This window comes from Chryseobacterium sp. ISL-6 (assembly GCF_018613715.1).
GTDB classification, from domain to species: Bacteria; Bacteroidota; Bacteroidia; order Flavobacteriales; family Weeksellaceae; genus Chryseobacterium; species Chryseobacterium paludis.
In genome coordinates, this window is record NZ_JAGGPT010000001.1 from 317,875 (window position 1) to 344,829 (window position 26,955).

Here is a 26,955-nt window from a genome sequence, read left to right on the forward strand (position 1 = left end):
CTTACATCCACATTTATCTAATAAAGTTATGAGTTATCGAAAAAATACATTGATTAAAACTTCTATAGGAAGGAAGATTGTAATGGCATTAAGTGGTTTATTTTTAATCAGCTTTCTTATTGTACATGCCTCGATTAATGCACTGATTTTTTATAATGATAATGGAGAAATATTTGGCATAGGAGCCCATTTTATGGCTACCAATCCAATAATCAGAACCATAGAGGTTTTTCTAATTATTGGATTTATTATTCATATTGTTCAGGGATATATGCTTTGGTATAAAAATAAAAAAGCCCGACCTGTGGGCTATGCCGTTAATAAAAATATCTCCGGGGTTACATGGTACAGTAAAAGTATGACTTTATTAGGGACATTACTCTTGCTGTTCCTGGTTATTCATACCCGAAATTTCTGGATTCCCAATCGAATTCATCAGTTTCAATTCGGAGAAGAATTGCCCTTGTATAAAATGATGATTGAAAAATTCACGAATCCTGTTGAAGTGGTTATATACCTTATCGGATGTTCCTCTCTTGCCTGGCATTTGGCACATGGTTTCCAAAGTGCATTCCGTTCCCTTGGAGGCAACCCCAACAAATTCAATTCCCTGATTCTGAATTTTGGATATGCTTTTGCTATAATAATACCATTAACACTAGCCATGATGCCCATATCAATTTATGTTGGATGGATAAAATAAGTGGAAAATACAATAATCCATAAAATCACAAACACTCATAGTGGCTTTTCCATTTCTTCACGTCTATTATACTTTTATTTTTATCAAAAATTAATAAATACTTATTTACGCTTCCACAGTACTTTATACCTTTTTTAGAGTTAGATATTATGTCAATTCTTAACGAATCATTTCTTAATGTTGTGAAAATAGCTATATGCGATGGTCCTTTAAATTTTTCTTTACTAAAAACTTTAGAATTTTTATAATACTTTGAGGTTTTCCAATCTTTTTTCCAATAAAGTTTATTCAATTTAATTAGACACTTATCTTTCTTATTATCAGCAATTGTCTTATCAATATTTAACCAGTTTCTGTAATTATCAGTTTTGTAAATGGGATAAGTCTTTTCATATATTGATATTCCATATGCATCTGAAGAAAGAATATCATTATAATACTTTTGAATACCATTATCAATAAAATCTTTGTTTATATAAATAATTCCTTTTTCATACAATGTATAATCACATTGTCCTTTTGTGATATTGAATATTAATAATAATATGATGACTAAAGTTTTCATATTATATAATCTGAACATTCAAACTTCTAAAGGATTCCAGCTCATCATGATCAGCAGGCAAATCCGTAATTAAAACATCAAGATCTGTAATATCACAAATCTTAAGAGGTTCCGTACGTCGTAGTTTACTTTGGTTGGCCAGTGCAATTGTTTTTTTTGAAGACCTGATCATGGTTCTTTTCGTTTCTACATCGCTAATGGAGGTGGCTGAAGCCCCAAAATTTGCGTCCACAGCACAGGTTCCCATGATAAAGAGGTCTGCAATAAACTTAGAGGCTTCATTACAGGTGGTGTTTCCTGTGGTCACTGCCAAATCATCATCATATACTCCACCCAAAAAGATCAGCTCTACTTTTTTAAACTTACTCAATATGGGAATAAGTGAGGTATTGTTAGTAATGATCCGGATATTGATATCAGCAGGCATATAATTGGCAACCGCACAGGTGGTAGTTCCGCCGTCCAAAAATATGGTCATACCATCTTTGATAAATTGCTGTGCTTTTAAAGCAATAACATTTTTCTCATCAGCTAGAAAAGATTGTCTGTCATGAAATGAAAGCGGATCTTTTTCTCTTGATATGGCACCACCACGAACTTTGGATAAAAGTCCATTCCGGTGAAGCTGCTCTATATCTCTTCTTATGGTATCTTCAGAGACGTTAAGGTCTTCAGCTAAATCTTCAAACTTAACTTTATTTTTTTTCTTTAATTGAGTCAATATGACCTGAAAACGCTCTTCTTTTAACATGATGATGGATTATTTCTGAATTTATAGATGATAGCGACCAGAACAAACAGCAAAGCTATGATTTCGAATGCAACCGTCAAAGAAAAATGATGCGCAATAAAACCCAATAAAGCAGGACCAGCCAGCGATCCGGCATATCCTATTGTAGTAATAGCAGGAATAGCAACCGTTGAAGAGATCCCGGAAATTCTTCCGCCTTCACTGAAAAATACAGGAACGATGTTCGCGGCTCCCATTCCAAGCAATATAAATCCAACAAGTGATAATGGTATCCAGGGACTGAAAGTTAAAAGTGTAACTCCTAATGAAGCTACTATACTTCCTCCTATCACCACCACTCTGCTGTTTAGTTTACTGACAAGAGAATCTCCGGATAACCTCATGACAGCCATGGCTACAGAAAAGGCAGCATAACCAATTCCTGAAAATTCATGCTCAACGCCTTTATCATCTCTTAAAAATACAGCACTCCAATCCAGCATAGCTCCTTCTGATAGGAAAACGATAAAACACATCAGTCCTAATACCAAAACTTTTGAATCGAGCCACTGAAAACGGCTTGTAGTTTGACTTTCCACATCAACGTGAGAAAATTTAAGAATAATTTCCCTTTCTGTTTCATAATCAAAAAGATATCGGAATTGAATTACCAGAAGAAAGATAAGTAATATGGATATACTTATTGCCGCATAAATAGGATTCAACCCTAATTTCATTAAGAAACCTAAGCCTAGAGATCCGAAAAGTCCACCAACACTGAAAAGCCCATGCAAAGAAGACATAATAGGTTTTCCATATTCATTCTGTACCTGCACACCATGAGCATTCATAGCAACATCAATCGTTCCTATACTGCATCCGAATGCGAATAAAACGGTTCCCATTACATAAACATCAGATATGACCAATAGCCATGGTAATATTATAGCACTGAATAAAACACTTACAGCAATAACTTTTCGACTGCCTATCTTATTAATCATCATTCCTGATAAAGGCATCATTAGCAATGCTCCACCACCCAATAAAAGAAGTAACAATCCCAAATCTGCTTCATTTAATCCAAGTCTGTCTTTTGCCAGGGGAACCATAGGAGCCCAACTCGAAATTCCCAATCCACAGACTAGAAATATCAATTGAGTGGCGGTTTTTGCTTTCGCTATTGTTTTAAGTTTCATTAATCTGATTATTTTATTTTGCAAACTTATGCAAATTTGCATAAGTTTGCAAAATATTTAGAGATAATATTTGAAAACTTAAATATAGAAAAAATGAAATTTGATCACTTTGCCTTATGGTGTAACCATATAGAACTGATGCGAAAGTTCTATTTGAATTATTTTGAAATGGAAAGCAATGAGAAATATGAAAATCAAACTAAAAGATTTGCTTCCTATTTCTTATCATTTAAAAACAATCCTTCTGCAAGACTGGAGCTCATGGAACGTCCGGATATTACCGAGAATGATGGGACAAGAGGAATGCTAATGGGATATGCTCATCTGGCTATATCTGTAGGAAATAAAGAAAAAGTGGATAGTCTGACAAAGAAATTACAGGATGACGGATATACTGTTATTGGAGAACCAAGAACCACGGGTGATGGTTATTATGAAAGTATTGTAAAAGATCCCGAAGGTAATTGGATTGAGATCACTGAATGATCGTAACGAAAATGGATAATTGACTGTGATATTATGTGGAAAGATTCTTTTTTAGTTAAAATTTTAGAACAGAAAATTATGAAATATTTAATAAAAATTTGTTTAGTTCTGTTTAGATAATGCTCTATTTTTGAAAAAACATCACAAATTAGAGATATAATAAGTGCAGTATTCTTTCCTTCCATTCAATAATTAATTTTAAAAAAATACCATAGAGCGAAAATTTTACTCTGTTTCAGTTTAATTAATACTAACTAAAAAAAAGTTTTCTATGAAAAAACTATGGTTTCTAACAGCATTGACTGCTGTTTTTATTGCAGTGAACTCTTGTGAAGAAGACAGGTCCACTGATCTGCCTCCTGGGAGTAATCCAAATGTTCAAAAGTATCAGCGTATTGTTGATCAGTTTATGGCAGCCGGAGCTGTGGGAGTGAATGTAGCGGTAATTTCTCCTGAAGGTACCTGGACTGGTTCCGGTGGATTGGCCGACAGAGAAAAGAATATCAAAATGTCCACGGATAACAGGCTTCGTATCGGGAGTATGACCAAAATGTTTGCAGCTACAACTATTTTAAAATTACAGGAAGAGGGTTTGTTGAATATTAAAGATAAAATTAACCAATACCTTCCCCACAGTATTACAGATCGTATCGCCAATGCCAATGAGGTAACGATCGAGCAATGTCTTAATCACAGAGCGGGAATCCATAACTATTTACCGGATATTGCTCCAGGTGTTTTTGATGGAAGTATCGTTAATTATTCTGCAGAGCAGACACTGCAACTTATTTATGACAAACCGGCTGATGATCCTGTTGGAAAAGGATATTACAGCAATTCCAATTATCTCTTACTTTCTCTTATCATTAAAAAAGTAACTGGGAAACCATCTTATCAGGTAATCAATGAGAAAGTGATCACACCACTTGGGCTGAAAAATACAACTGCGAGTACCCTACTGCCGGATAAACTTACCCGATCCTATTATGCTGAAACGATCAGTGATCCTCTGACTGACGTAACTCACATAGATAATAATGGTATCGGTGGTGAAGGGGCGATAGATGGTGGAATGATATCAACGGCTTCAGATATTACCCTATTTGTAGAAAGTTTATTAACAGGGAAGATCCTCTCACCTACCTCTATGCAGCAACTGCAAACCTTTGTAGATAATGATCCAGCACGACTGGAACCGGATCTGAAATATAATAAACAGTATGGATTGGGGCTGATGAAACTGGATACAAATCAGGGAGTGGCTTTAGGACATGACGGGCATGTATTTGGATTTGGTGGTAAATCCTATTATTTCCCAAAACAAAAAGTAACGGTCTGCATCCTTCTTAATACCTGGTCACCAAAGGTGGTCGCCTTATTGAATGCAAAAGATACCTTCAATTTGTTGTTTTAATAAAGAAGTTTAGAATATCAATTCAAAATAAAACAGTCCTGTTATGGGACTGTTTTCATATTTTTAACATAAACAGATCCCAGAGCAAATAAGCATAGAATTCCGACAATAAATCCCCCTACAACATCGGTAAACCAATGTGCTCCCAGATAAATACGGGAAAAAGCTCCAAAGAATATCATCAGGAGACAAAGGGTTATAAGAAGTATTCTTATTGTATATCTTATTTTCTTCATATGAAGGAAAATAAGAATTAGTGCTCCGAAAAAAGTGGTATAGAATAAGACATGTCCACTTGGAAAACTCTGATACTGGGTCTTTTCTAAGAGAACAATCAGATCCTGAGAAGGACGGGGTCTGTTGATGAGTATTTTCAGGATTAATCCAACGATCCCTGATAGTAATGTCGATAGAACGAGAATCGCTTCTTTTTTATACTGTAATAAGACCAATAGTAAAGAAGTGAGAAAAACCATCACGACGGATACTGGTGTTCTTCCCAACCAACTGACACCTATCATTAATGTATTAAGATTCTGGGTTTGATTTTCCTGGATCTCTTGAGAAATATGAAGATCTAAATATTCAGGGGAAATGAAGGTAACAAAGAGGCTCAACATAATAAATATAACCACTAAACTTATCAGTGTTGAATAGAATAAGAGCCTTTTATTAGCCTCCAGGTAGGTTATGAATTTCATATTTTAAAAATTAATCATGACAAGATAGCATTCGAATTTCAAATTAATCTTGAATTTTCTAGAAGTCAAATCAATCTCATTGCAACGCTAAGCATCTTTGATAACAAAATGTGTGCTAATGCAAGGTTTTGGGGATAGAATTATCCATAAAATAAATAAACATAAAAAAGCCGGAGTTCAGATACTCCGGCCACAAATTGCTAAAATTTGTTATATAGTAAATGGATAGACCCTTTTCCAGAATTCTTCCAGAATTTGTCCCGATTTTCGACACTTTAAAAGATATTTAAATAATAAGTAGGATTAAAAAGCCTTTAAATTTGTGACGATGGAGAATGTTTTATGTGTTGTACGACCGTTTAGATTAAAAAAAATTACCGGAGCCTTATTTTTGTTTGCCGGTCTTCTTTTACAGGCCCAGATCAGTCCACCCGGTTTAGGTGAGGCCAATACTGCATTTTGGGGTGCATTTGGTGTTAGACGCCAGCTGGATTCTTTAGGAACGAAACAGGCTTTAAGCTATATTGCCATAGGACGTAAGAGTCAGCCCGATCAGGATAATTTATTCTCAAAGCAAGCCATTTTTGTGTTGAATCACGAAGTGTATCATTCTTTTGCTCCCCATCAACAGTATAGCTATGCGATAAGCTATCGTCGACAACCTCAATATGATGAGGTTTCACCTTATGAAAAAGAAGGCACAGAACAGGAATTCAGGATTTACGGAAGATATGCCTATACCTTTAAATTTGGAGAAAGATGGAAACTGAAAAATACGATCCGACAGGAATTCAGAAAGTTTTTTGATCCCGATTTTCACAATGTGGAAGAAAACTTCCAATTAAGAACCCGTATCAAAAGCCAGATCACGTATAATCTACCCTCAGAAAATAATCAGAAACTGGCATTAAGTGTAGAGGGACTGTTTTCTGCGAGTTATCTTAATGAACCCAATCCGGAATGGACTCCTTTTGGATATCGGGAAATGCGTATTGCTGCCTATTATATGTTTAATATTCCAAACTCTCCTTTTACAGTAGATATTGGTTACATGGATGATCTCATCAGAGGGAGTCACAGTATTACCAAAGGCGGAGTTCATTATCTGGCTGCTGATCTGATCTGGAACCTGCCTTATAAAAAGAAATAAGTTTTACATATTATTTAAACTTGTTTCTGGGTAATCCGATTTCATGAGCCTGTGGGTAAGGAGGTCGGTTGGTCATACTTACATCTTCTTTAATTTGCTTATGAATATCATATTGCATTTCTTTATCATAGGCATATCTTGGATCGGGAATAAATGGCATCTTAGCCATTTTAGTGACTGTAATGGTAGGAAAATGAAAATCGACTTCTACAATTCCTAAAAGCAAATAACATCCGCCACCCTGAAATGAATACTTTTCAAGGCTGTCCGGAAAATGAGCGGTATCAAAATAATCCCCGTTTACATCGATCCAGGTTCCAAAATACATAGTTCCTTTCTTGGTCGGAACATGTTTTCTGGAGATCAGATAAGCCATCATCTTCACTTGTTTCTTATGGTACTGTAGCAGGTCTTTTACAAAAACGGAACCCCTGTATTGGGTCTTCAATAAATCAAAAGGGTCGCATGATACGGTAAATCCCAGAATTTCAATTTCATCAAAAGCATCTTCAAAAGTTTCCCTTTTCAACTGGGGAAGCTTGTATTCCTTAACGGGTTCTTCAATTAACATCAAACCCCTGTTTTCTGGTTTGAAATTCACGAGAAGCATTCTGATGTCTACCAGTAATTCATTTTTTTGTTTTCCTGTAAATCTGAAAGCTCCGATGAAAATAAGGATCTGCGCGGTTTCGAGTCCGATGGGGACTCTGCGGATAAAATCTTCTAAGGATTTGTAATCCCCATTTCTGATTCTTTCTTCAATGATAAAATGGGCAATTCTCGTTTCAAGCCCCTGCAAATGCATAAAACCCAGATAGATCTCTTTTCCGTGCAAGGTGGTTTGAAAATCACTGGTATTTACACAAGGATTGCAGACAATCCCACCGGACATTTTGGTTTCATGAATATAAACCTCAGTACGGTAGAACCCACCCATATTATTGATCACAGAAACCATGAACTCTAACGGGTAGTATACTTTTAGATATAAACTCTGATAACTTTCTACGGCATAGGAAGCCGAATGTGCCTTACAGAAAGAATATCCGGCAAAGGACTCGATCTGGCGGTAAACTTCTGCCGACAGAGCTTCGGGATGTCCTTTTTCACAACAGGATGCAAAAAAGTTACTTCTTACTTCCTGAAGCTTTTCAATGGACCGGCCTTTTCCACTCATAGCACGTCGTAAAATATCTCCGTCGGCCAAAGATAAGCCGCCATAATGTTGGGAAATCTTGATCACATCTTCCTGATAGACCATAATTCCATAGGTTTCTCCTAAATGCTGCCTGAACACTTCATGGAAATATTCAAACTGGTCAGGATGATTGTGTCTGAAGATATATTCGCGCATCATCCCACTTTGGGCGACACCAGGTCTGATGATCGAGGATGCGGCGACTAAAATTTTATAATTATCACATTTCAGCCTTCGTAAAAGTCCACGCATGGCAGGACTTTCAATATAGAAACAGCCTATTGTTTTACCTTGTGCTAAATATTCATTGCATACCTCTTCATCTTTAGAAATGGAAGTATCCCGAATATCTATTTCGATATTCCTTGTTTTTTTGATCAGCTTAACGGTATCATTAATCGTTCCTAAGCCTCTTTGGGAAAGGATATCGAACTTTTCAAAACCGATATCTTCAGCAACATTCATATCAAACTGAACAATGGGAAATCCTTTTGGTGGCATTTCAAGGGCTGTAAAATGGGTAATAGGTTCTTCTGAAATCAGAATTCCACAGGCATGCATGCTTCTTTGATTCGGAAACTTTTCCAATAGCTTACCATATTTATGAACAAGCTTCACCACTGGGTTTATATCATGAAATTCTATCCGTTGACTGGTCAGCTCATCCAGCTCTTCTTTCGGTAGGCCAAAGACCTTTCCAACTTCCCGTAATATCGATTTGTATTTAAATTCAACATTGGTTCCGCAGAAGGCGACATGTTCTTTTCCGTACCGGTCAAAGATATATTGCAAAATGGCATCTCTTTCCTGCCAGCTCCAGTCGATATCAAAATCAGGTGGGGTCTTTCGGTTTAGATTGAGAAATCGTTCAAAATAAAGATCAAGTTCCAAAGGGCAGATATCCGTAATTTCCAAACAAAAGCTGACGATACTATTGGCACCACTTCCCCGTCCTACATGCATAAAACCCATTCTGTTGCTGTATCTTATAATATCCCAGACGATCAGAAAATAAGAACTGAAATTGAGCTCGTCAATCACTTTAAGTTCTTTTTCAACCCTTGCTGTGGCTATTTCATGATCCAAGCCATAGCGTTTTTTTAACCCTAAATACGCCAGTCGGGTCAGCATTTTAAGATCTCCTTCTTTAGACCGGGTGTAATGCAGTTTGTTTTTAACTTTTTTATAGTCAAACTCAAAATGACAGGCATTCAGGATATGCTGTGTATTTTTAATAATGTCAGGATATTGCTGGAAAGAATCTCTGAGACTTTGTTCCTGCTTAAAATATTCCGTTTTATGGCAAGTTTCGTTTTCAGTTAGTTTAGTGAGAAGTGTATTGTTATCTATAGCTCTGAGAATTCGGTGTAAATTATAATCTTTCTTGGTGGCAAATGTTATCGGATGGAGAATCACCATTTTATGGGTGAGACTTTGATATTCAGGGCGTATAAGAAGCGTTAATTCTTCTTCCCGGAGACCTATGAATTCATTTTCTTTTAATACTTCGGGAATATTTTCTTTCGGATAAATAACAAATACATTGGCAAATTCGGGAGCGGTTGCCGTTAAATTTTTCTCCTCACAGTTATAGTCTGTAATGATCCGGTTGATTTCCCCAATACCACTGAATTCCTTTGCAATCGCAACATAAAGAAGCCTGCCTTCTTTCCTTATTTCAACTCCGGCAATGGGTTTTATACCACAATCATCACATAGGGTTTTAAACTCGTAAATCCCGGTGATGGTATTGATATCCGTTAAAACCAGTTCCTTAACTCCCAGCTCATAAGCCTGTTTTACTAATTCCTTTATGGATAATGTGCCATAACGAAGGCTGTGAAAAGAATGACAATTGAGAAACATAGCGTTAGAGTAATCTGTTTTTATTTTCTAAATCAAACCCTGAAGCCCTGCCGACAGCTTGTGCTCCAAAACGGTTTTTGATGTAATCCATCGACTGATACAGGTTCATCAGTTCTTCAGTGTCTTCGAAAAGATCCATCTGGTGATTTCCATGAACCAGTCCTGTGAAGCGTAAACCTACCAAACGAAGACGCATTCTTCTGGTATAGGCTTTTTGAAATAATTCCAGGGCAACCCGTGAAAGCTTGTGATCCGCAGACGTATAGGATACCTTGCATTGTTTGGTTTCTGTATCAAAATTGGAATACCGGATCTTAATAGTTACCGTTGAAGTCAGCCATTTTTCCTTCCGCAGCTGATAAGCCAACTGCTCTGCCATTCCTGATATTAATCCTTTTAAAGAGATAATATCCATGGTATCATTTGAAAAAGTCCTTTCTGTGGAGATCGATTTTCTTTCCGAATAAGGAATGACCGGATTTTCATCAATGCCATTTGCTTTTTTCCATAGTTCAATTCCGTTTTTACCAATCATCTGCTGCAGCACCAGGACAGGCATGTCGGATAGAGTATGGATGGTACGGATGCCTATTCTCGAAAGAAGCTGAAAGGTAGCATTGCCCACCATCGGAATTTTTCTTATGGATAAAGGATTGAGAAATCCTTGCATATTCTGAGGTTCTATTTGCAGTTTTCCTTCAGGTTTAGATTCCCCGCTTCCTATTTTTGAAACGGTTTTGTTGTTGGATAGGGCAAAGCTGATCGGAAGACCTGTTTCTTTGGTTACCGCAGCAGCAATTTCTTTCGTCCATTGATAGCATCCAAAAAACTGATCCATTCCGGACAGGTCAAGGTAAAATTCATCAACACTCGCCTTCTCCATGACCGGAACTTTACTTTGGATCACCTCTGTTACCAAATGAGATAAATTAGAATACAATTCATGGTCTCCACGGATTACTTTAGCATCGGGACAGAGTTTAAGTGCCATTCTTATAGGCATTGCAGAACGAACGCCGAATTTTCTTGCTTCATAGGAACATGATGCTACTACTCCACGGTCCCCACCTCCGATGATCAGGGGGATTCCGTTAAGTTCTGAATTATTAAGACGCTCACAGGACACAAAAAAGGTATCCAGGTCCATATGTACAATCGATCGTTCCACGGAACAAAATTAGTTACAATTTATATCAAAATGATTATATTTGTTGCTATAATTTATAGCAATGTCAGTTTTAGCAGAAAACATCAGGTATCTGAGAGATCAATTAAAATTATCTCAACAAGCGGTAGCGGATCACTTATCAATCACCCGTGGTCGATATGCCAAATATGAAGATGGTGCTTCACAGCCTCCAATAGAATTATTGATTAAAATATCCAGATACTACAGGATAAGTATTGATCTGATGGTCACCATAGATCTCAAAAAATACCCCTTGAATGATATTGTTAATTTACCTGATAACAGAATTGTACTTCCTGTTGTAGTAGATCAATCCGGGAATAACAGTATTGAAATCATTCCTCAAAAAGCATCGATGGGATATCTGTCCGGATATACAGATCCCGGTTATATCGAAAGCCTGCAGAATATTTCGTTACCCTTTCTTACGAATGGAAAATATAGGGCTTTTCCTGTAGAAGGAGATTCTATGCCCCCTTTTAAAGATGGCGCTTATATTGTCGGAAAATATATTGAAAAAACAGAAGATCTAAAAGCTGATAAAACATACATTTTCGTAACGCTGAATGATGGTATTACCTATAAAAGATTTAAATCCAGAAAAGAAAATACAATTCATGTCGGTGCTGATAATCCGTTTTATGAGCCATATGACATTCTTCTGAGTGATGTATTGGAAATCTGGGAATATGCCTGTAGTATTTCTACCCAGGAATTTGAAACTGAAAATAATACCCAAAATGTGAAAGATATGTTTCTGGAATTACGGAAAGATATTAAAGATTTGAATAAAAAATTTTCGGAATTGTAATAAATTTTCGGATAAAAATCCACAGTTGATAAATCCACTAAAAGGATTAAAAGGAATTGTTGTAAATATTTGAATATCAAATTTATCAGGAGATATACCTGGTTCGTCAAAATTTTATTTAATATAATAATACCATAAATATTTGATGTTAAATATGAAAATAAATAATGTTTTTGAGTAAAATGGCACAATTTATTCTTTATATCAATCAAATTCTAACTTATTATGGCACATCAAGATTTACATAAAGAAGATTTTGTACCGACTGATAACAACCTGTATCAGGTTGAATATAAAAAAGGAGAAATTGGAGAAGGTTCTGATTTAACGGTAGAGAAAAAAAATGAAGATGGAAGCTATGAAGTTATACAGGTTATCATCAGAAGATTCGAGGATAGTATTTTTATAAGTTGGAGTGAGCCATTTGATGGCAGAATTATTTTTGAAAAATAATAAATATAGGTGATATGAAATATAATGAAGCGGTTCAACATAAAAAAGAGGCTTTAAAAAAAGCTGATGAAACAGTGTTAAAGGATTATCACATCATCATTACGCCAGCTAATACTGACGAAAGTCAAAAGCATATTAAAGCTTTTATGGACAGCCCAAAAACCTTTAGTGACGAAAGTTGCAAAAAGTTTTGCTCAGATGATGAATATGAGGTGGTCAGTTTTAGAAAAGACGGTGTTGAGGATAAAAACAGGTAGCAGGGTTTCTTGCTTACACTGATTATTTTACAGGTATTCTCAATCGACAAAGAATATTTGAAGTAATACGTAAACAGCATTTGTTTATCATACGAAGCATAAAGTATGCTTTATCTTAATTAATAATAATTAAAAAAAATTACAATTATGAGAAGTTTATTATGGTTAGTAGCAGTTATTTGTATTGTTGTTTGGCTTTTAGGAATGTTAAACATCATACCGGGAATCAGTACAGGTTATTTAGTTCATGTTTTATTGGTTATTGCCATTATTGTAGTTCTTTACAATATTATTTCAGGCAGAAAACCTCTTGATTAAAAAATATTAATATCCTTTATTGCAGACAGAATCACCCTGCAATAAAGGATAATTTTTTACCATGGATCAGCTAAGTTTATTTGATGCAGACGAATATTATCAGTTTCCACAGGAGTTACTGGAATATACAGATGATTTTTTACCGGAAAACGAAGCGACAGCGCTTAAAGCGTTTTTAATGGAAACCACTCCATGGATACAGACTACTCAGAAGATGTACGACAAAGAGGTTCTGACTCCCCGTCTGACGGCATGGTATGGAGATGAGGGCAAAGCCTATCAATTGAGTGGAACCCGTGTTGTGGTCAATCCATGGACTTCTGAATTACTGGCACTAAAAAACCGTTTAGAGCATTTTTCAGGATATACATTCAATTCTGTATTGTTAAACTTATACCGTAACGGGAACGATTCTGTAGCGTGGCACCGGGATAGAGATAGTAGATTTGGTAACAGACCTGTGATTGCTTCCCTTAGTCTGGGGCAGGTCAGGAATTTTGATTTCCGTAAATTTGATGATCATCAGGTAAAATACAGCTTAGCCCTTTCACACGGCTCATTACTGATTATGAAAGGTGACCTACAGCTTCATTGGGAACATCGGATCGCTAAATCAGTAAAACCGATGCAACCCCGGATCAATCTCACTTTTCGATTAATTAAAGAGCTGTAAGAATCTTACTTTTCTTTTGTTATTAGTTCTTCCAATTCTGATAATAATCCTGCTTGTGCTATATTAATACGGATCTTCGCTTCTTCCGAACCAAACCATTTCCACTGATCTACTTCCGGTATTTCAATAAGTTTTCCTGATCTTGGCGGCCATTCTATCTCTACAGAATTACTGAAAAGCCGGGCTGTTTCTACATTGCCTTCTACAGCCCAGGCATATACTGTTTTCCCTCCTTTCTGCCGGATCGGAGACAATTCGATGAATTCTCCTTTTACAGACTGTCCGGTTTCTTCTTTAAACTCTACAAGAGCCCGTTCCAAAGGATCTTCATCCTGTTCTATTTCGCCTTTGGGAATGGACCAGGCACCATTATCTTTATTCTTCCAGAAGGGACCTCCCGGATGAACCAGAAAATAAAACAGATCGTTATTTTCCTTTTTAAATAGTAAGATGCCAGCACTTGTTTTCATATCGTGTAGTCCTGATTCCGGAGATTAGTTATTTTTTAAATAATCCCTCAAAACATATTGTAAAATCCCTTGGTTTTTATAATATTCAATTTCTATTGCCGAATCCAGTCTGGCCTTAACCGTGAATACGGTTTCTTTTCCAGATGGATGAACAGCTTTTACATTAAGCATTTTATGAGGGGTTAAATTTTCCTCTAAGCCAGTAATGGTATACGTTTCTGTTCCATCTAATCCTAATAATAATGCACTTTCTCCATCATTGAAAACCAATGGAGCAACGCCCATTCCAACAAGGTTACTTCTGTGAATACGTTCAAAACTTTCAGCAATTACGGCTTTTACTCCGAGTAGAAAAGTACCTTTTGCTGCCCAGTCACGGGAAGAACCGGAGCCATATTCTTTACCTGCTAAAATAATCAACGGGGTGTGATCATTTTGATATTGCATCGCTGTATCAAAGACGGTTTTAACCTCTCCTGTTGGTAAATAACGGCTATATCCACCTTCTTTATCAGCTATTTTGTTTTTTATCCTTACATTGGCAAAAGTTCCACGCATCATTACTTCATGATTTCCTCTTCTGGATCCATAGGAATTAAAATCCTCTTTGTTCACGTTATTACTCTTCAAATAGCTTCCTGCAGCAGAATCTTCTTTAAATGATCCGGCAGGTGAAATATGATCGGTGGTTACGGAATCTCCAAGGTATAAGAGAACTCTTGCATTTTTTATATCGGTTACAACATCAGGATCAGCTTTTATGTTTTCAAAAAAAGGAGCCTCTTTGATGTACGTTGAGTTTTTGTTCCATTCAAAATTCTGATCCAGATTAACTTCCAGGTCTTGCCAATCCTCTGAACCATCGAAGATCACATTATATACTTCTTCAAAGTCGTCCTGTTTCATGCATTCATTAATTGTTTTTTGAATCTCTTCCCTTGAAGGCCAGATGTCTTTTAAATAAACAGGTTGTCCGTTTGGATCATAGTCCAGAGGGTCTGTAATTAAGTTAATGTCCACGTGCCCTACCAAAGCATAAGCAACCACCAACATCGGGGACATTAGGAAGTTCATTTTCACTTGTGGGTGTACCCTTGCTTCAAAATTTCTGTTTCCGGATAATACGGAGGCTACCACTAGTTCTCCATTATCAACCGCTGTTGCAATAGCAGGTGGAAGTGGTCCTGAATTTCCGATACATGAAGTACATCCATAACCGACGGTATGAAAACGAAGTGCCTCAAGATCTGTATTTAAACCCGATCTTTCCAAATATTTGGTCACTACTTTGGAGCCTGGTGCCAGAGAGGTTTTTACCCATGACTTTGTCCTAAGTCCTTTTTCTATGGCATTTCTAGCTAAAAGTCCGGCACCTACCATAACAGCAGGGTTTGATGTATTGGTGCAACTGGTAATAGCGGCAATCACAATACTTCCGTCACTCAATACAAATTCTGAATTATTTTGTTTAATCCTTACGGTTCGCAAAGAATCCTGAATGACTTCTGAATGGATTTCGCCTTCAATAGGGACTTTACCAAAAGTAAATTCTGTTCCTGACCCGCCATCAGCTAGCCAGGCATATTCTGTTCGTTTGGAGATAGGTTCGTAATTACGGTGATGTTCATCCTTTAAAACTTCTGAAAATCTCTGACTGAGATCTTTAACTAAAATCTTATCCTGTGGACGCTTAGGACCGGATACTGTAGGTTCTAAAGTCGATAGATCAAGTTCTGCTACAGAAGAGTATTTGATTTCTTCTTTTCCTGTTCTCCACAAAAGATTTTCTTTGCAATATTCTTCAACAATTTTGATCTGTTCCGAAGAACGGTTGGTGGCGTGCATATATTCCAAAGTCCGCGTATCAATAGGGAAATACGTAACAGTACATCCAAATTCAGGTGACATATTGGAAATCGTTGCACGGTCAGTTACTGTTAAATGATCCAGCCCATCACCAAAAACTTCAACAAACTTGCCTACAACACCTTTATCTCTTAAAATTTTAGTAATAGAAAGTACCATATCTGTTGCGGTACAATGATCCGGAATTTTTCCTGTCAGTTTTAAACCTACAACCTCTGGGCAAGTAAAGAAAATAGGCTGTCCCAGCATGGCTGCTTCCGCTTCTATACCACCAACACCCCATGCAATCACTCCAATTCCATTCACCATTGGGGTATGAGAATCGGTTCCTACTAAAGTATCAGGGAAAAGCCACTCATCCTTGCTGATGACTCCTTTTGCTAAATATTCCAGATTAACCTGATGGCATATCCCCATTCCGGGAGGGACTACGGTGAAATTATTCAGTCCGTGTTGAGCCCATTTTAGAACCTCATACCGCTCCTTATTTCTTTCAAACTCAAGTTCTACATTTTTATCATAAGAGTAATCGGTTCCAAAATAATCTACCTGAACGGAATGGTCTATAACCAGATCCACAGGAATAGCAGGGTTTATCTTTTGTCCGTCTTTTCCCTGTCTCACAAATTCTGAACGCAAAGAGGCCATGTCTACCACTGCCGGTACTCCTGTAAAGTCCTGCATTAAAATCCTGGCGGGTTTAAATGGAATATCTTTATCATTAGGAGCAGGTGTCCATTGGAGTAAGGTATCTATATGTTCATTTGTAATACCAAAACCATCATAATTCCTTAGTACATTTTCTAAAAGAATACGAATGCTGAATGGCAGATGATCCACAGTTTCCGGAAGGTTTTTTAAAGAACTGTAGTGATAAGATTTTCCATCAATAGTGAGCTCTTGTACAGATTTTGCGTTTGGGGTGTTCATTTCTGTTGTTTTAATAATACCTCTAAGTTACCCCAAAAAAAGAAATGATGAATGAACATTAGGATATATTAACACTATAAAAAAGATTGTTTTTTTTTATTCTATTTATGAACAAGTAATTACTTAATGGCTGATGCAATGATATCTTCTTTGCTTCAATATAAAACCTCCTATTATGGGAGGTTTGGTATTATTTTAAAATTAAAATTCTATTGATAATCAGTAGTTTGGACTTTTTCATAAATGAGGCCTTCAGATTTTAATTCATTCCAGAAGTCAGGTGGAATAACTGCATTTAATCCATTCATATTATCCTTTACCTGATCCGGTTTACTGGCCCCGGGAATAATAGCAGCAAACTCATCAGCAGCTAAAACAAACTGCAGAGCAGCATGAATAATATCTGTATCGTATTTTTTTGCTATTTCGGCTATCCTATCACGTTTTTCAGTCATTCCTTTAGGAATAACATCTTTATAATTGTAACGATCTCTACCCGCTATAAAACCTGAGTTATACCCAGCTCCGGAAACTAATTGTACTCCAGCTTTTTTTACGGCCGGAAGTAATCGGTCTACAGCATCTTCATGTTCTAAAATAGAATATTGTGTGGCAGAAAGACAGATGTCCGGATCTGCTGCTTCTATGCAGTCTAAAATAGGCTCAATCTTATTGACTCCCATTCCCCATGCTTTGATAATTCCCTGATCACGAAGATCTGAAAGTACTTTAAAGGCTCCTTTTTTAGCCTGTTCCAGATAGTATGGATATCGGTCTCCTACCTGATCTTCTGATAGATCATGGATATACACAATATCGATTCGATCCAATCCTGTTCTCTCAAGACTGTCGTCTATCGATCTTTTGATAGCATCGGCTGTGTAATCATGTTTGAAATCATAATTCAGTGGTTTTTTCCACATGGTAGGTGGAACTTCAGATTCAGGAACTTCTTTAAATAACCGACCTACTTTTGTAGAAAAGACAAAGTCATTTCTGTCTTTGTCCTGTAGGAATTTGCCAAACCTTCTTTCACTTTTAGTCAATCCATACCAGGGTGATGTATCATAATAACGTATCCCCAGATCCCATGCTTTCTGCAGAATATTGTGCGCTTCATCGTCCGTAATAGCCGCAAAAGCAGTTCCTATAGCTACTCCTCCTAATCCTAATTTGTACTTTTCTGTTAGAATATCCGTTTTCATATTTTACTTTTTTTTGAATTTTGGCTACTTTATAATAAGCAAACATCATGCATTTATAAACAATTATAATTGCGGTATCAGTAATTATTTTGATTCCTTAAAAAGGATAAAACTTATTTGTAACGATGATTAGAAGCATGTTGTTCGTTTTTTAAACGAGTTTGGTTTGAATCAATTTTTCTTCTTTTCTCATATAGTTTTTGAAATTTTTCCTCTGTATGATCTTCTATGTCAACGATCCGGTTATTTGATTGTTCATGGGCTTTAACCAATTCATTTAATTTTATCTGCATTGCTTTTGAATCATTATTTTGCGATTTTAGAGTAAAGAAAATCATTGAAAAGGTAATTAAGGTTATCCCTGTACTGATGGCTATTCTCCAGGTGGGTGAGAAAGAAAAGACAGATCCCAGAATACCCCATACAAGAACCAATACTCCGACTACAATAAATGCGATGACAGTTCCTGTAAAACGTATGGGTTGATCTGTGATTTTGTTTAATATAATATTTTTCATAATAATAAGTTTGAAAGATGAATTAATATTTCATCATGATTAATGAAAAGGGAATTTATTCATCTTGTTAGAGAGTTAGGTCTGCTGTTATACATTTTACTTTAATATCAATTGTTGGTTCAATTTGCTTTTAAAGCATCCTAATATAAATTCAGCATAATACAGCTGAGCCTTCATTGCTGAAGTTTTATAAGGCAATTCTATTCTTTTGGAAAGAACAATTTCATTTTTATAATTAATTGAGAAAAAAGAAAAAAGATTATAATCCGAATATCGACTTGGTGTGGCAAATCCTGTAATGGCTATTGACCATTGTGTTGAGAATAATTTGGCTACGCTAAGAGCCATTGTATTGGCAATTTTTTGTGATACACCATCACATTCTTCAGCCTCTTTTCTGTCAACATTTAAGATTTTTACTTTTTCTTCTAACGTATAAGCAGTAAGTCCACCCTTATAAAATAAGGAGGCATTCTGCATTTGTGAAAACGAAAATTGTAAAAAACCAGATGTAACCGTTTCAGCAACTGAAACGGTTTCGTTGATCGTAAGTAAAGATTGGCTGATATAATCAAGTAAAGTCTGTTGAAGTTGCATGTTAATCAAGTTTTAAGCTGGGTTATTTCTTTCTTTTTCTAATTCCCAAACCCGATGATTGGCAATTGCTTTGATGAATCGGGTATCGGCATCTTTGTTCTCAGCAGTAATAACAGCAGGATCGTCATGTTTTTTATTTTTAATATGACTTGCCTGATAAACTGAATCTGTTTCATTTCCAAAGTAAATGGCTTTACAGTGTTTATAAGCTTCATTAACAAATAACAGCGTTCCCGGTCGATTATCTTCGTTCATTAAATTTTCAGCCGATTTTTTACCACTGCATACATAAAGGGCATCAAAACATACACTGGACGTACTTGTAAGAGAATGTTTAGGCTCAAAAATTGTCCCATCATCCGCCTTAACAGGAGCTAAGTTTCCGGAAATGATCTGAACTACCGCTCCTTTACTTTGAAGTTTAGATTGTAATGTTTTTACGTCATCTGCTTTCACCCCATTCTCCATCATAAAACCGATGACACGGCTCTTTATCGTATCTTTCACGGTATTTGCCATACTTAGTGCCTCAGAACTTTTTGTCAGCGGTTCTTTTTCAGGACTTTGTAATGTTTTAGGATTGGCATCTGCGGGTATACTTCCATTAGGCTGTTTCAGTTTGGTAACCTCTACTCCTACTTTTTTTGCTACCGTAGAAGCTAAATCTTTATTAATAAAAGCCAATTGTCCAACCACTCTTTCACGGATGGCAGGAATAGTGACCTTAGATAATTCAAAAATAATGGCATTTTGAAGATGTCGTTTTTCATCAACAGATTGGCTGTTATAGAATAATTTAGCCTGGGAATAGTGATCTACGAAGCTTTGACTTCTGGCGCGTATTTTACTGCCATCTACCCTTTCACTTTGTGTAGAGAATCCACCGTCTTTCATCATGGCCTGAAATGGACAGCCTCCACCCATAGTATTGGGTTCATAACTTACCTTGCCTTTTACAATTTGCTGGCGCATATGTCCGTCCCGTTGATTATTGTGAACCGGATTGATGGATCTGTTGATAGGTATTTCATGGAAATTAGGAGATCCTAACCTCGATAATTGTGTATCTGTATAGGAAAATAATCTTCCTTGTAATAATGGATCATTGGTAAAATCAATTCCAGGAACCAGGTGTCCCGGGTGGAAAGCAACCTGTTCTGTTTCAGCAAAGAAATTGTCTGGGTTTCTGTTGAGTGTTAAAGTACCTACAAGTTCCACCGGTATTTCTTCTTCCGGAATTAATTTTGTAGGATCCAACAAATCAAAATCAAATCGGTGTTCATCTTCTTCGGGGATGATCTGTACACCAAAATCCCATTCCGGAAATGCTCCATTTTCAATAGCTTCCCATAAATCTCTTCTATGGAAATCTGAATCTTTTCCAGATATTTTTGTGGCTTCATCCCAAGCTACAGAATGAACTCCCAGTTTAGGCTTAAAATGAAATTTCACAAAATGCATTTTTCCTTTTTCATTAATAAATTTGAAGGTGTGAACCCCAAAGCCTTCCATCATCCTGTAACTTCTCGGGATTGCCCTGTCACTCATTGCCCACATAATCATATGCATGCTTTCCGGCATTAACGAAATGAAATCCCAAAAAGTGTCATGTGCTGAAGCAGCTTGTGGAATTGCATTGTCGGGTTCAGGCTTTACGGCATGAATAAGATCAGGGAATTTCATAGCATCCTGAATAAAAAATACAGGAATATTATTACCTACTAAATCATAATTACCTTCTTCTGTATAAAATTTAATAGCAAAACCTCTTACATCACGCGCTAAATCGGTACTCCCTGCGCTTCCGGCAACAGTGGAAAAACGGACAAAAACAGGAGTTTCCTTACCTTCTTCTCCTAAGAATTTTGCCTTAGTATATTTTTTTAAGCTTTTATTTAATTTAAATATGCCATGAGCTCCTGAACCTCGGGCATGGACAATCCTTTCAGGAATTCTTTCATGATCAAAATGAGTGATCTTTTCTCTAAGGATAAAGTCTTCAAGCAGACTTGGTCCCCGATCATCAGATTTTAATGAATCCTGATTATTATTGATTTTTAATCCCTGATTAGTGGTAAGATTCTGATCAGTATTATCAGTGGTATGGTTCTGAAGTTGATCTAATTTGGGGTCTTTTTGATTTTTAGGGTCTTTCATTGTATATATATTTTGATGGTTTGATTTGTATTTTCCTATAGATTACCAAAATGAAATCTATATATTATGGTTCTGCAAAATGTTTTTTACATGTATAAGCCAAAAAGTAAGATGTGCTAGCGAAACGAGAACAATTGTCTTTGAGGAAAATTTTTCCCCAAGAATTATTCTTCAGTTAAAATGATGTGGCTATTTTAATTAATGTAGAAAATATATTATATGCTATCCAAAAAACACGCCAATGTATTAATAAGTAAATGATGTTTTATTTAAAAATCTTTGGCTTTATTATTGTTATGGTTAATAAATTATTAACAAATCATTAAAAATATTATTTATGGCAACTAAAACCAAAACACCAAGTACCAGAAAGACAACACCTGCAAAAAGTAAGGTAACATCTGTTTCTGCAAAAAAGATTCCGGCGAAAAAAGATGCAGCAAAAGAATTAAAAGATTTGTTTGAAGATGGGTTAAAAGATATTTATTGGGCTGAAAAGGCATTGACTAAAGCATTACCAAAAATGCAAAAGAATGCTACCGATCAAAAGCTGAAAGATGCAATAGGTGCTCATTTGGCTGAAACTAAAGAGCAGGTAAAGAGATTAGAGGATTGTTTTGCTGCGCTGGGTAAAAAACCACAGGCTAAAAAATGCGATGCCATGCAGGGATTGCTTGATGAGGGTAAAAGTATCATGGAGGAAACAAAACCAGGTGCTGTTCGTGATGCCGGTATTATTGCCGCTTCCCAAAAAGTAGAACATTATGAAATTGCAACCTACGGAACTTTAGCAGCTTATGCCAAAGTTTTGAAACAGAATAAATGCCTTAGAGCACTCCTTAAAACATTGGGAGAAGAGAAAAAATGTGATGTACTTCTTACCAGCATTGCAGACACAGCTTTGAATAAGAAAGCGATGAATTAATAAGAATAAAAAGTTTTCGTAAGTAAAATTCCTCAATCTTGTATTGAGGAATTTTTTTTGAATTTAAGTGTGATCATATCAATAAAAAAGTCTCGTAACGAAGTTGATCCTTTATCCTAAAAAACGGATGAAGAATAGACTATTGATCTATACCAAAAGAAGCCCTGAATTCCATCGGAGCCATTTTTGTTTTCTTTTTAAAAAGAGTACTAAATGACTGAGCATGTTCAAACCCTAAAGCGTAAGCAATTTCGCTAACAGATAAACTGGTAGTTGATAGTTTTTCCTTGGCCTTAGTTATTAGTTTTTCATGGATATGCTGTTGGGTGTTTTGTCCCGTATGAATCCTGAGAAGATCACTGAGGTAATTGGGAGACAGATTCATTGCTTCAGCGATAAGGTGAACTGTTAATAGACCCCGATCTGAGGGTTGATCATTATCAAAATAATCATTCAGGAAACGCTCGAATTTAACAAGCAGCTGATGATTGTTATTTTTACGGGTAATAAACTGTCGTTCATAAAAACGGTTGGAATAATTAAGTAGAAGATCTATTTGTGATAAAATGATCTCTTGGGTATAGCGATCGATATGCTGGCATTCTTTGTCAATTTTCTGGAGTATTTCAATCAGATCATTTTCTTCATCTGTTGATAGATGCAGAGCTTCATTTACAGCATAAGAAAAAAAGCCATACCCTGTAATCGCAGAAGCCAAAGGATGTTTCAATAGAAAATCAGGATGAAAGATCAGGAGATAGCCTGAACCACATTCCATATTATGTAAGTCTAAGTACTGCACCTGATTAGGTGCAGTAAAGCTTAGTACTCCTTTATCATAATCATAATGCTGCTGGCCATATCTGATCTTTCCTTTTGCATCTCTTTTTAATGCAACACAATAGAACCTGTTTACAAAGCCTTTCCATATCTCATCTTCCAGAAAAATACTGTCAGATAAATTGATAACGCTTACCAGTGGATGTTTTGGTTCCGGTAAAGATAGTAAGCGATGAAAAGCAGAAATTGATTGAATGGCATTCATAGAACAAATGTAAGAATTAATCTAAAAGTCCCATACTGAACTCATCATATGGAGCCCCGGTGTCAGTGCCTAACGGTATTATACTTTCCAGTTTTAAAAGATCAGCTTCAGTTAATCGGATGCTGGCTGCATCAATATTCTGTTCCAAATACTTTCTACGTTTTGTTCCAGGAATAGGAACAAAGCCTTTACTGATGATCCAGGCTAATGCTAATTGGGTAGATGTAATATTTTTTTCTTTTGCCATCATTTCAATTGCATTTACCAATTCAATATTTTTATGAAAATATGCTTCCTGAAAACGTGGGATTCCTCTTCGGAAATCATTCTCAGGTAAATCATTTATAGAACGGATTTGCCCAGATAAAAAGCCACGTCCTAAAGGTGAATAAGGAACAAAGCCTACGCCTAGTTCATGCAATGTTTTAATCACCCCTCTTTCTTCGACCGTACGTTCAAACAAAGAATACTCACTTTGTACTGCAGTAATTGGATGGACCATATGAGCTCTTTTTACTGTTTCAGAAGAAACTTCTGATAAGCCAATATATTTTACTTTTCCTTCCTGTACCAATTCACTCATGGCACCAACAGTTTCTTCAATAGGAGTGTTTTTGTCAAGCCTGTGCATATAGTAGAGATCAATATAATCTGTTTTTAAATTCTTTAATGAACGTTCTACTGATTTTTTTATGTAATCTTTATTTCCTTTAATTGCCCAAGTCACTTTGCCACTGTCATCGATTTCCCAGCCAAATTTAGTAGCAATAATATATTGACTGCGGCTATTTCCGATTGCTTTTGCAATAAGTTGCTCATTTTTAAACGGACCATAAAGATCTGCGGTATCAAGAAAATTACCTCCTAGTTCCAAAGATCTGTGAATAGTAGCGATAGCTTCTTTTTCATCTGCTTCACCATACATGTTATTATCCTCAAAGCCTGTCATTCCCATGCATCCCAGACCGATAGTGGGAACCATTAATCCCTGATTTCCTAATTGTATTGTATTCATTTTCATACTGTTGATTTTAATGATTCAAAATTCGTTAGAAATCAGAAATTCGATGTATGCAAAACGCTGAACAATGTATGTAAACCAAGGATACTGAATAGAATCTTAATAAAATGAATAAAAAAAGCCTCATTAAGAGGCTTCTTTTTATTTACTTGCTTCATTCAGAAGATTGATATCATCACTATTTAATTGAAGTTCTGTGGCTTTAAATAATGTTTGTAATTGAGATTGGCTTGTGGCGCTGACGATCGGAGCTGTAATGAGTGGATTAGCCAGTAACCATGCCAATGCAACAGAAGCTTGATTAGCTTGATGCTTTGCACTAATCTCATCCAATGCCTTTAATACTTTTTCCCCTTTTTCATTAAGATATTTTCGGACTCCCTCACCTCTTGCACTTTTTGAAAGATCTTCTTCACTACGGTATTTTCCTGTTAAAAAACCGGCTGCTAGGGACCAATATGGGAAAACACTCAGGTCATATTTTTTAACCAATTCTGCATATTTAGTTTCGAAATTCTCTCTTTCCAATAAGTTATAATGAGGCTGTAAGGCAACATATTTTGGGAGATTATTTTTTTCCGAAGCCTCAAAAGATGCTGTTAACCGTTCTGGAGATAAATTTGAAGCTGCGATATAGCGCACTTTTCCAGCTTTAATGATCTCATCATACGCTGCAAGAGTCTCTTCCACAGGTGTTGTATGATCATCAAAATGGGTATAGTAAAGGTCAATATGATCGGTCTGAAGTCTGCTTAGTGATTCATCTACTGACTTCAGAATGTGTTTTTTACTGATATCAAAACCATGTTCTTTAGTTTCCGATCCTACTTTTGTAGCGATCACCAAATCGTTTCTGTTTCCCCGGCTTTTCATCCACTTTCCGATGATCTCTTCAGATTGGCCACCTTTTCCATTTACCCACCATGAATAGGTATCAGCAGTATCAATAAAATTAAATCCAGCTTGTGTAAACTGGTCCAGGATATCAGAAGACTGCTGTTCGTCTAATGTCCATCCAAAAACATTTCCTCCAAAATTAATCGGAGCGATTGATAGATCTGTATTTTTTATGATTCTTTTTTCCATTAATTAAGAAATTTAATTTTTTAGCAATGATAATTGATGTAAAGTCACAGAACTTCACAATTGAAAACCTTTAAGACGGTTGATCTATTTGTTTTCTGAATAGTTTGAAGATTTAGAATCATCTTCAGTAGTATAAATTTAGGGAAAAATTTTCTGAAGAATGTAGGAGAATGGACTATTTAAGATAATATTAATATAATCCTATTTAATTTTATAGTATAACAGATAAGATTACTTTCTCATACTTTCTTTAATTTTTTCCCTGTGCCATTTACCCCAGACACTTAATTCCGCCATTACACCCTTTAAAGTCATGCTATACTCGGTTGCTTCATAAATGATCGTTATGGGTTTGGTAGGATATACATTCCGGGTAATGAAGCCATTCAGTTCCAGAGTTTTTAGTTCTTTGTCCAGTACTTTTGAAGATATCCCGGTAACTTCATGCTGAATCTCATTGAAGCGTTTTGATGATTGAATCAAAGACAAGATCAAAGCCAACTTCCATTTTCCATTCAATACATATAATGCATCGAGGACATTTCTGAGTGAGCCAGCACATTCTTCACTATTGAGAAGAAGCTCTTTATTGGTGTCTTTCATAAGACAAAGATAATGACTTACCCCAACGTAAGCGCTTTCCTTTAGGTAAGTCTATTCTTTTCGCCATACGGTAGCTATACATTTGTTTTAATTATTTGAGCGAAAGAATCATTTTATTAAAACGGAAAAAATGAAATCGGAATAAGCTCATCATGTAACAATAAAAGGATTATTAAATAAGTAAATTTTTATGAAAAACATTCTTCACTTAAAGTCAAGCCTTCAGGGTAAAGGTTCTTATAGTATTAAACTAGGAAATACCATCGTTGAGAAAATTCTGGAAAAATATCAAGGAAGTACGTTGGAAGAACTGAACCTTGTAGATATTGAAATTCCACATCTCAGTCCTGAAGTTCTTCGTGCATTCTTTACACCCGGCAATGAGATGTCAGCAGAGCAAAAAGAGTTTATCCATCTTTCTGATGAACTTGTTAAACAGTTATTGGCTGCGGATATCATTGTTATTGGTGCTCCTTTGATCAATTTTACCATTCATTCCTCTCTAAAGGCGTGGATCGATCACATTACAAGAGCTGGAGTAACTTTTGGGTACGGGGAAAATGGTCCTATTGGAATGGTAACAGGAAAAAAAGTATATGTGGCCATGTCTTCAGGAGGTATTTATTCTGAAGGACCTGGAAAAGAAAACGATTTTGTGGCTCCCTATTTGAAAGCTTTCCTTGGCTTTTTGGGAATGACAGATCTTACCGTATTCCGTGCTGAGGGTTTAAAAGTACCTGGAGTCCAGGAACACGCTATGCAGAAGGCGGTTGAGAGTATCGTGATAGATTAATTTGAAGTATTAAGCTTTGATTTTAG

Annotated in this window: 27 protein-coding genes; 11 read left to right on the forward strand and 16 right to left on the reverse strand. The window is 36.2% G+C overall.

Annotated elements, in window-relative coordinates; all coding sequences use genetic code 11:
• The first annotated feature begins 28 nt into the window (after positions 1-28).
• On the forward strand, positions 29-703 hold the full coding sequence (locus tag J7E44_RS01485) for a succinate dehydrogenase cytochrome b subunit (RefSeq protein ID WP_214824808.1): 675 nt from the start codon (positions 29-31) through the stop codon (positions 701-703).
• 25 nt (positions 704-728) lie between these two features.
• Here J7E44_RS01485 and J7E44_RS01490 read toward each other — a convergent pair whose 3' ends face one another.
• Genes J7E44_RS01490 through J7E44_RS01500 form a run of 3 tightly spaced genes read right to left on the reverse strand, consistent with a single transcriptional unit; the run spans position 729 to position 3,197 of the window.
• The gene (locus J7E44_RS01490; protein WP_214824809.1) at positions 729-1,268 is read right to left on the reverse strand and encodes a hypothetical protein; all 540 of its coding nucleotides are present in this window, start codon (positions 1,266-1,268) and stop codon (positions 729-731) included.
• 1 nt (position 1,269) lies between these two features.
• Positions 1,270-2,019 carry a DeoR/GlpR family DNA-binding transcription regulator gene (locus J7E44_RS01495; protein ID WP_214824810.1) on the reverse strand — a complete coding sequence of 250 codons (750 nt, stop codon included), beginning with the start codon at positions 2,017-2,019 and terminating at the stop codon, positions 1,270-1,272.
• Entirely contained in the window at positions 2,013-3,197 is a 1,185-nt protein-coding gene (locus tag J7E44_RS01500; protein WP_214824811.1) for an MFS transporter, read from the reverse strand. Before J7E44_RS01500 ends, J7E44_RS01495 begins: the two co-directional genes overlap by 7 nt.
• Before the next feature lie 93 nt (positions 3,198-3,290).
• Between J7E44_RS01500 and J7E44_RS01505 the strand changes: the two genes are divergently transcribed.
• Both J7E44_RS01505 and J7E44_RS01510 read left to right on the forward strand, forming a co-directional pair.
• Positions 3,291-3,683: a VOC family protein gene (locus J7E44_RS01505; protein WP_214824812.1), complete on the forward strand. Its 393-nt coding sequence runs from the start codon at positions 3,291-3,293 to the stop codon at positions 3,681-3,683.
• A gap of 271 nt (positions 3,684-3,954) precedes the next feature.
• The gene (locus J7E44_RS01510) at positions 3,955-5,097 is read left to right on the forward strand and encodes a serine hydrolase domain-containing protein (RefSeq protein ID WP_214824814.1); all 1,143 of its coding nucleotides are present in this window, start codon (positions 3,955-3,957) and stop codon (positions 5,095-5,097) included.
• A gap of 41 nt (positions 5,098-5,138) precedes the next feature.
• Here J7E44_RS01510 and J7E44_RS01515 read toward each other — a convergent pair whose 3' ends face one another.
• Positions 5,139-5,798, reverse strand: coding sequence for a phosphatase PAP2 family protein (locus J7E44_RS01515; protein WP_214824816.1), 660 nt, complete (start codon positions 5,796-5,798; stop codon positions 5,139-5,141).
• 328 nt (positions 5,799-6,126) lie between these two features.
• Between J7E44_RS01515 and J7E44_RS01520 the strand changes: the two genes are divergently transcribed.
• Complete coding sequence (locus J7E44_RS01520; RefSeq protein ID WP_214824820.1) at positions 6,127-6,948, forward strand: DUF2490 domain-containing protein; 822 nt, start codon at positions 6,127-6,129, stop codon at positions 6,946-6,948.
• A 10-nt stretch (positions 6,949-6,958) separates the two neighbouring features.
• On the opposite strand, the gene J7E44_RS01525 is transcribed toward J7E44_RS01520, so the two are convergent.
• Both J7E44_RS01525 and dinB read right to left on the reverse strand, forming a co-directional pair.
• On the reverse strand, positions 6,959-10,012 hold the full coding sequence (locus J7E44_RS01525; RefSeq protein ID WP_214824823.1) for a DNA polymerase III subunit alpha: 3,054 nt from the start codon (positions 10,010-10,012) through the stop codon (positions 6,959-6,961).
• A 4-nt stretch (positions 10,013-10,016) separates the two neighbouring features.
• Positions 10,017-11,180, reverse strand: coding sequence for a DNA polymerase IV (dinB, locus tag J7E44_RS01530; RefSeq protein ID WP_214824826.1), 1,164 nt, complete (start codon positions 11,178-11,180; stop codon positions 10,017-10,019).
• Between the two features lie 61 nt (positions 11,181-11,241).
• Between dinB and J7E44_RS01535 the strand changes: the two genes are divergently transcribed.
• From J7E44_RS01535 to J7E44_RS01555, 5 genes are all read left to right on the forward strand, one after another.
• Positions 11,242-12,012, forward strand: a complete 771-nt coding sequence (locus J7E44_RS01535; RefSeq protein WP_214824829.1) for an XRE family transcriptional regulator — start codon at positions 11,242-11,244, stop codon at positions 12,010-12,012.
• A 225-nt stretch (positions 12,013-12,237) separates the two neighbouring features.
• Positions 12,238-12,465 carry a glutathione synthase gene (locus J7E44_RS01540; protein WP_214824830.1) on the forward strand — a complete coding sequence of 76 codons (228 nt, stop codon included), beginning with the start codon at positions 12,238-12,240 and terminating at the stop codon, positions 12,463-12,465.
• Positions 12,466-12,479: 14 nt separating this feature from the next.
• A complete protein-coding gene (locus J7E44_RS01545; RefSeq protein WP_214824831.1) occupies positions 12,480-12,722 on the forward strand; it encodes a hypothetical protein in 243 nt (80 codons plus the stop codon).
• 147 nt (positions 12,723-12,869) lie between these two features.
• On the forward strand, positions 12,870-13,040 hold the full coding sequence (locus tag J7E44_RS01550) for a lmo0937 family membrane protein (protein ID WP_034684968.1): 171 nt from the start codon (positions 12,870-12,872) through the stop codon (positions 13,038-13,040).
• Positions 13,041-13,101: 61 nt separating this feature from the next.
• A complete protein-coding gene (locus J7E44_RS01555) occupies positions 13,102-13,713 on the forward strand; it encodes an alpha-ketoglutarate-dependent dioxygenase AlkB family protein (RefSeq protein WP_214824832.1) in 612 nt (203 codons plus the stop codon).
• A 5-nt stretch (positions 13,714-13,718) separates the two neighbouring features.
• Here the strand turns inward: J7E44_RS01555 and J7E44_RS01560 are convergent, their stop codons facing one another.
• From J7E44_RS01560 to J7E44_RS01585, 6 genes are all read right to left on the reverse strand, one after another.
• Positions 13,719-14,183: an NUDIX hydrolase gene (locus tag J7E44_RS01560; RefSeq protein ID WP_214824834.1), complete on the reverse strand. Its 465-nt coding sequence runs from the start codon at positions 14,181-14,183 to the stop codon at positions 13,719-13,721.
• 24 nt (positions 14,184-14,207) lie between these two features.
• Entirely contained in the window at positions 14,208-16,979 is a 2,772-nt protein-coding gene (gene acnA, locus J7E44_RS01565; RefSeq protein ID WP_214824836.1) for an aconitate hydratase AcnA, read from the reverse strand.
• A gap of 209 nt (positions 16,980-17,188) precedes the next feature.
• Positions 17,189-18,184, reverse strand: coding sequence for an aldo/keto reductase (locus J7E44_RS01570; protein ID WP_214824839.1), 996 nt, complete (start codon positions 18,182-18,184; stop codon positions 17,189-17,191).
• A gap of 113 nt (positions 18,185-18,297) precedes the next feature.
• Positions 18,298-18,702 carry a low affinity iron permease family protein gene (locus J7E44_RS01575; RefSeq protein WP_214824841.1) on the reverse strand — a complete coding sequence of 135 codons (405 nt, stop codon included), beginning with the start codon at positions 18,700-18,702 and terminating at the stop codon, positions 18,298-18,300.
• A gap of 96 nt (positions 18,703-18,798) precedes the next feature.
• Positions 18,799-19,299: a CinA family protein gene (locus tag J7E44_RS01580; protein WP_214824845.1), complete on the reverse strand. Its 501-nt coding sequence runs from the start codon at positions 19,297-19,299 to the stop codon at positions 18,799-18,801.
• A 12-nt stretch (positions 19,300-19,311) separates the two neighbouring features.
• Positions 19,312-21,456, reverse strand: coding sequence for a catalase (locus J7E44_RS01585; protein WP_214824847.1), 2,145 nt, complete (start codon positions 21,454-21,456; stop codon positions 19,312-19,314).
• A 337-nt stretch (positions 21,457-21,793) separates the two neighbouring features.
• Between J7E44_RS01585 and J7E44_RS01590 the strand changes: the two genes are divergently transcribed.
• Complete coding sequence (locus J7E44_RS01590) at positions 21,794-22,381, forward strand: YciE/YciF ferroxidase family protein (protein WP_214824850.1); 588 nt, start codon at positions 21,794-21,796, stop codon at positions 22,379-22,381.
• 139 nt (positions 22,382-22,520) lie between these two features.
• On the opposite strand, the gene J7E44_RS01595 is transcribed toward J7E44_RS01590, so the two are convergent.
• The 4 genes from J7E44_RS01595 to J7E44_RS01610 all read right to left on the reverse strand — a co-directional run bounded on the left by J7E44_RS01595 (position 22,521) and on the right by J7E44_RS01610 (position 26,136).
• Complete coding sequence (locus tag J7E44_RS01595; protein ID WP_214824852.1) at positions 22,521-23,426, reverse strand: helix-turn-helix domain-containing protein; 906 nt, start codon at positions 23,424-23,426, stop codon at positions 22,521-22,523.
• A 16-nt stretch (positions 23,427-23,442) separates the two neighbouring features.
• On the reverse strand, positions 23,443-24,441 hold the full coding sequence (locus J7E44_RS01600) for an aldo/keto reductase (RefSeq protein WP_251040443.1): 999 nt from the start codon (positions 24,439-24,441) through the stop codon (positions 23,443-23,445).
• Positions 24,442-24,588: 147 nt separating this feature from the next.
• The gene (locus J7E44_RS01605) at positions 24,589-25,533 is read right to left on the reverse strand and encodes an aldo/keto reductase (protein WP_214824855.1); all 945 of its coding nucleotides are present in this window, start codon (positions 25,531-25,533) and stop codon (positions 24,589-24,591) included.
• Positions 25,534-25,764: 231 nt separating this feature from the next.
• A complete protein-coding gene (locus J7E44_RS01610) occupies positions 25,765-26,136 on the reverse strand; it encodes a winged helix-turn-helix transcriptional regulator (protein ID WP_214824856.1) in 372 nt (123 codons plus the stop codon).
• Positions 26,137-26,326: 190 nt separating this feature from the next.
• Between J7E44_RS01610 and J7E44_RS01615 the strand changes: the two genes are divergently transcribed.
• Positions 26,327-26,929 carry an FMN-dependent NADH-azoreductase gene (locus tag J7E44_RS01615; protein ID WP_214824857.1) on the forward strand — a complete coding sequence of 201 codons (603 nt, stop codon included), beginning with the start codon at positions 26,327-26,329 and terminating at the stop codon, positions 26,927-26,929.
• Positions 26,930-26,955 lie beyond the last annotated feature (26 nt).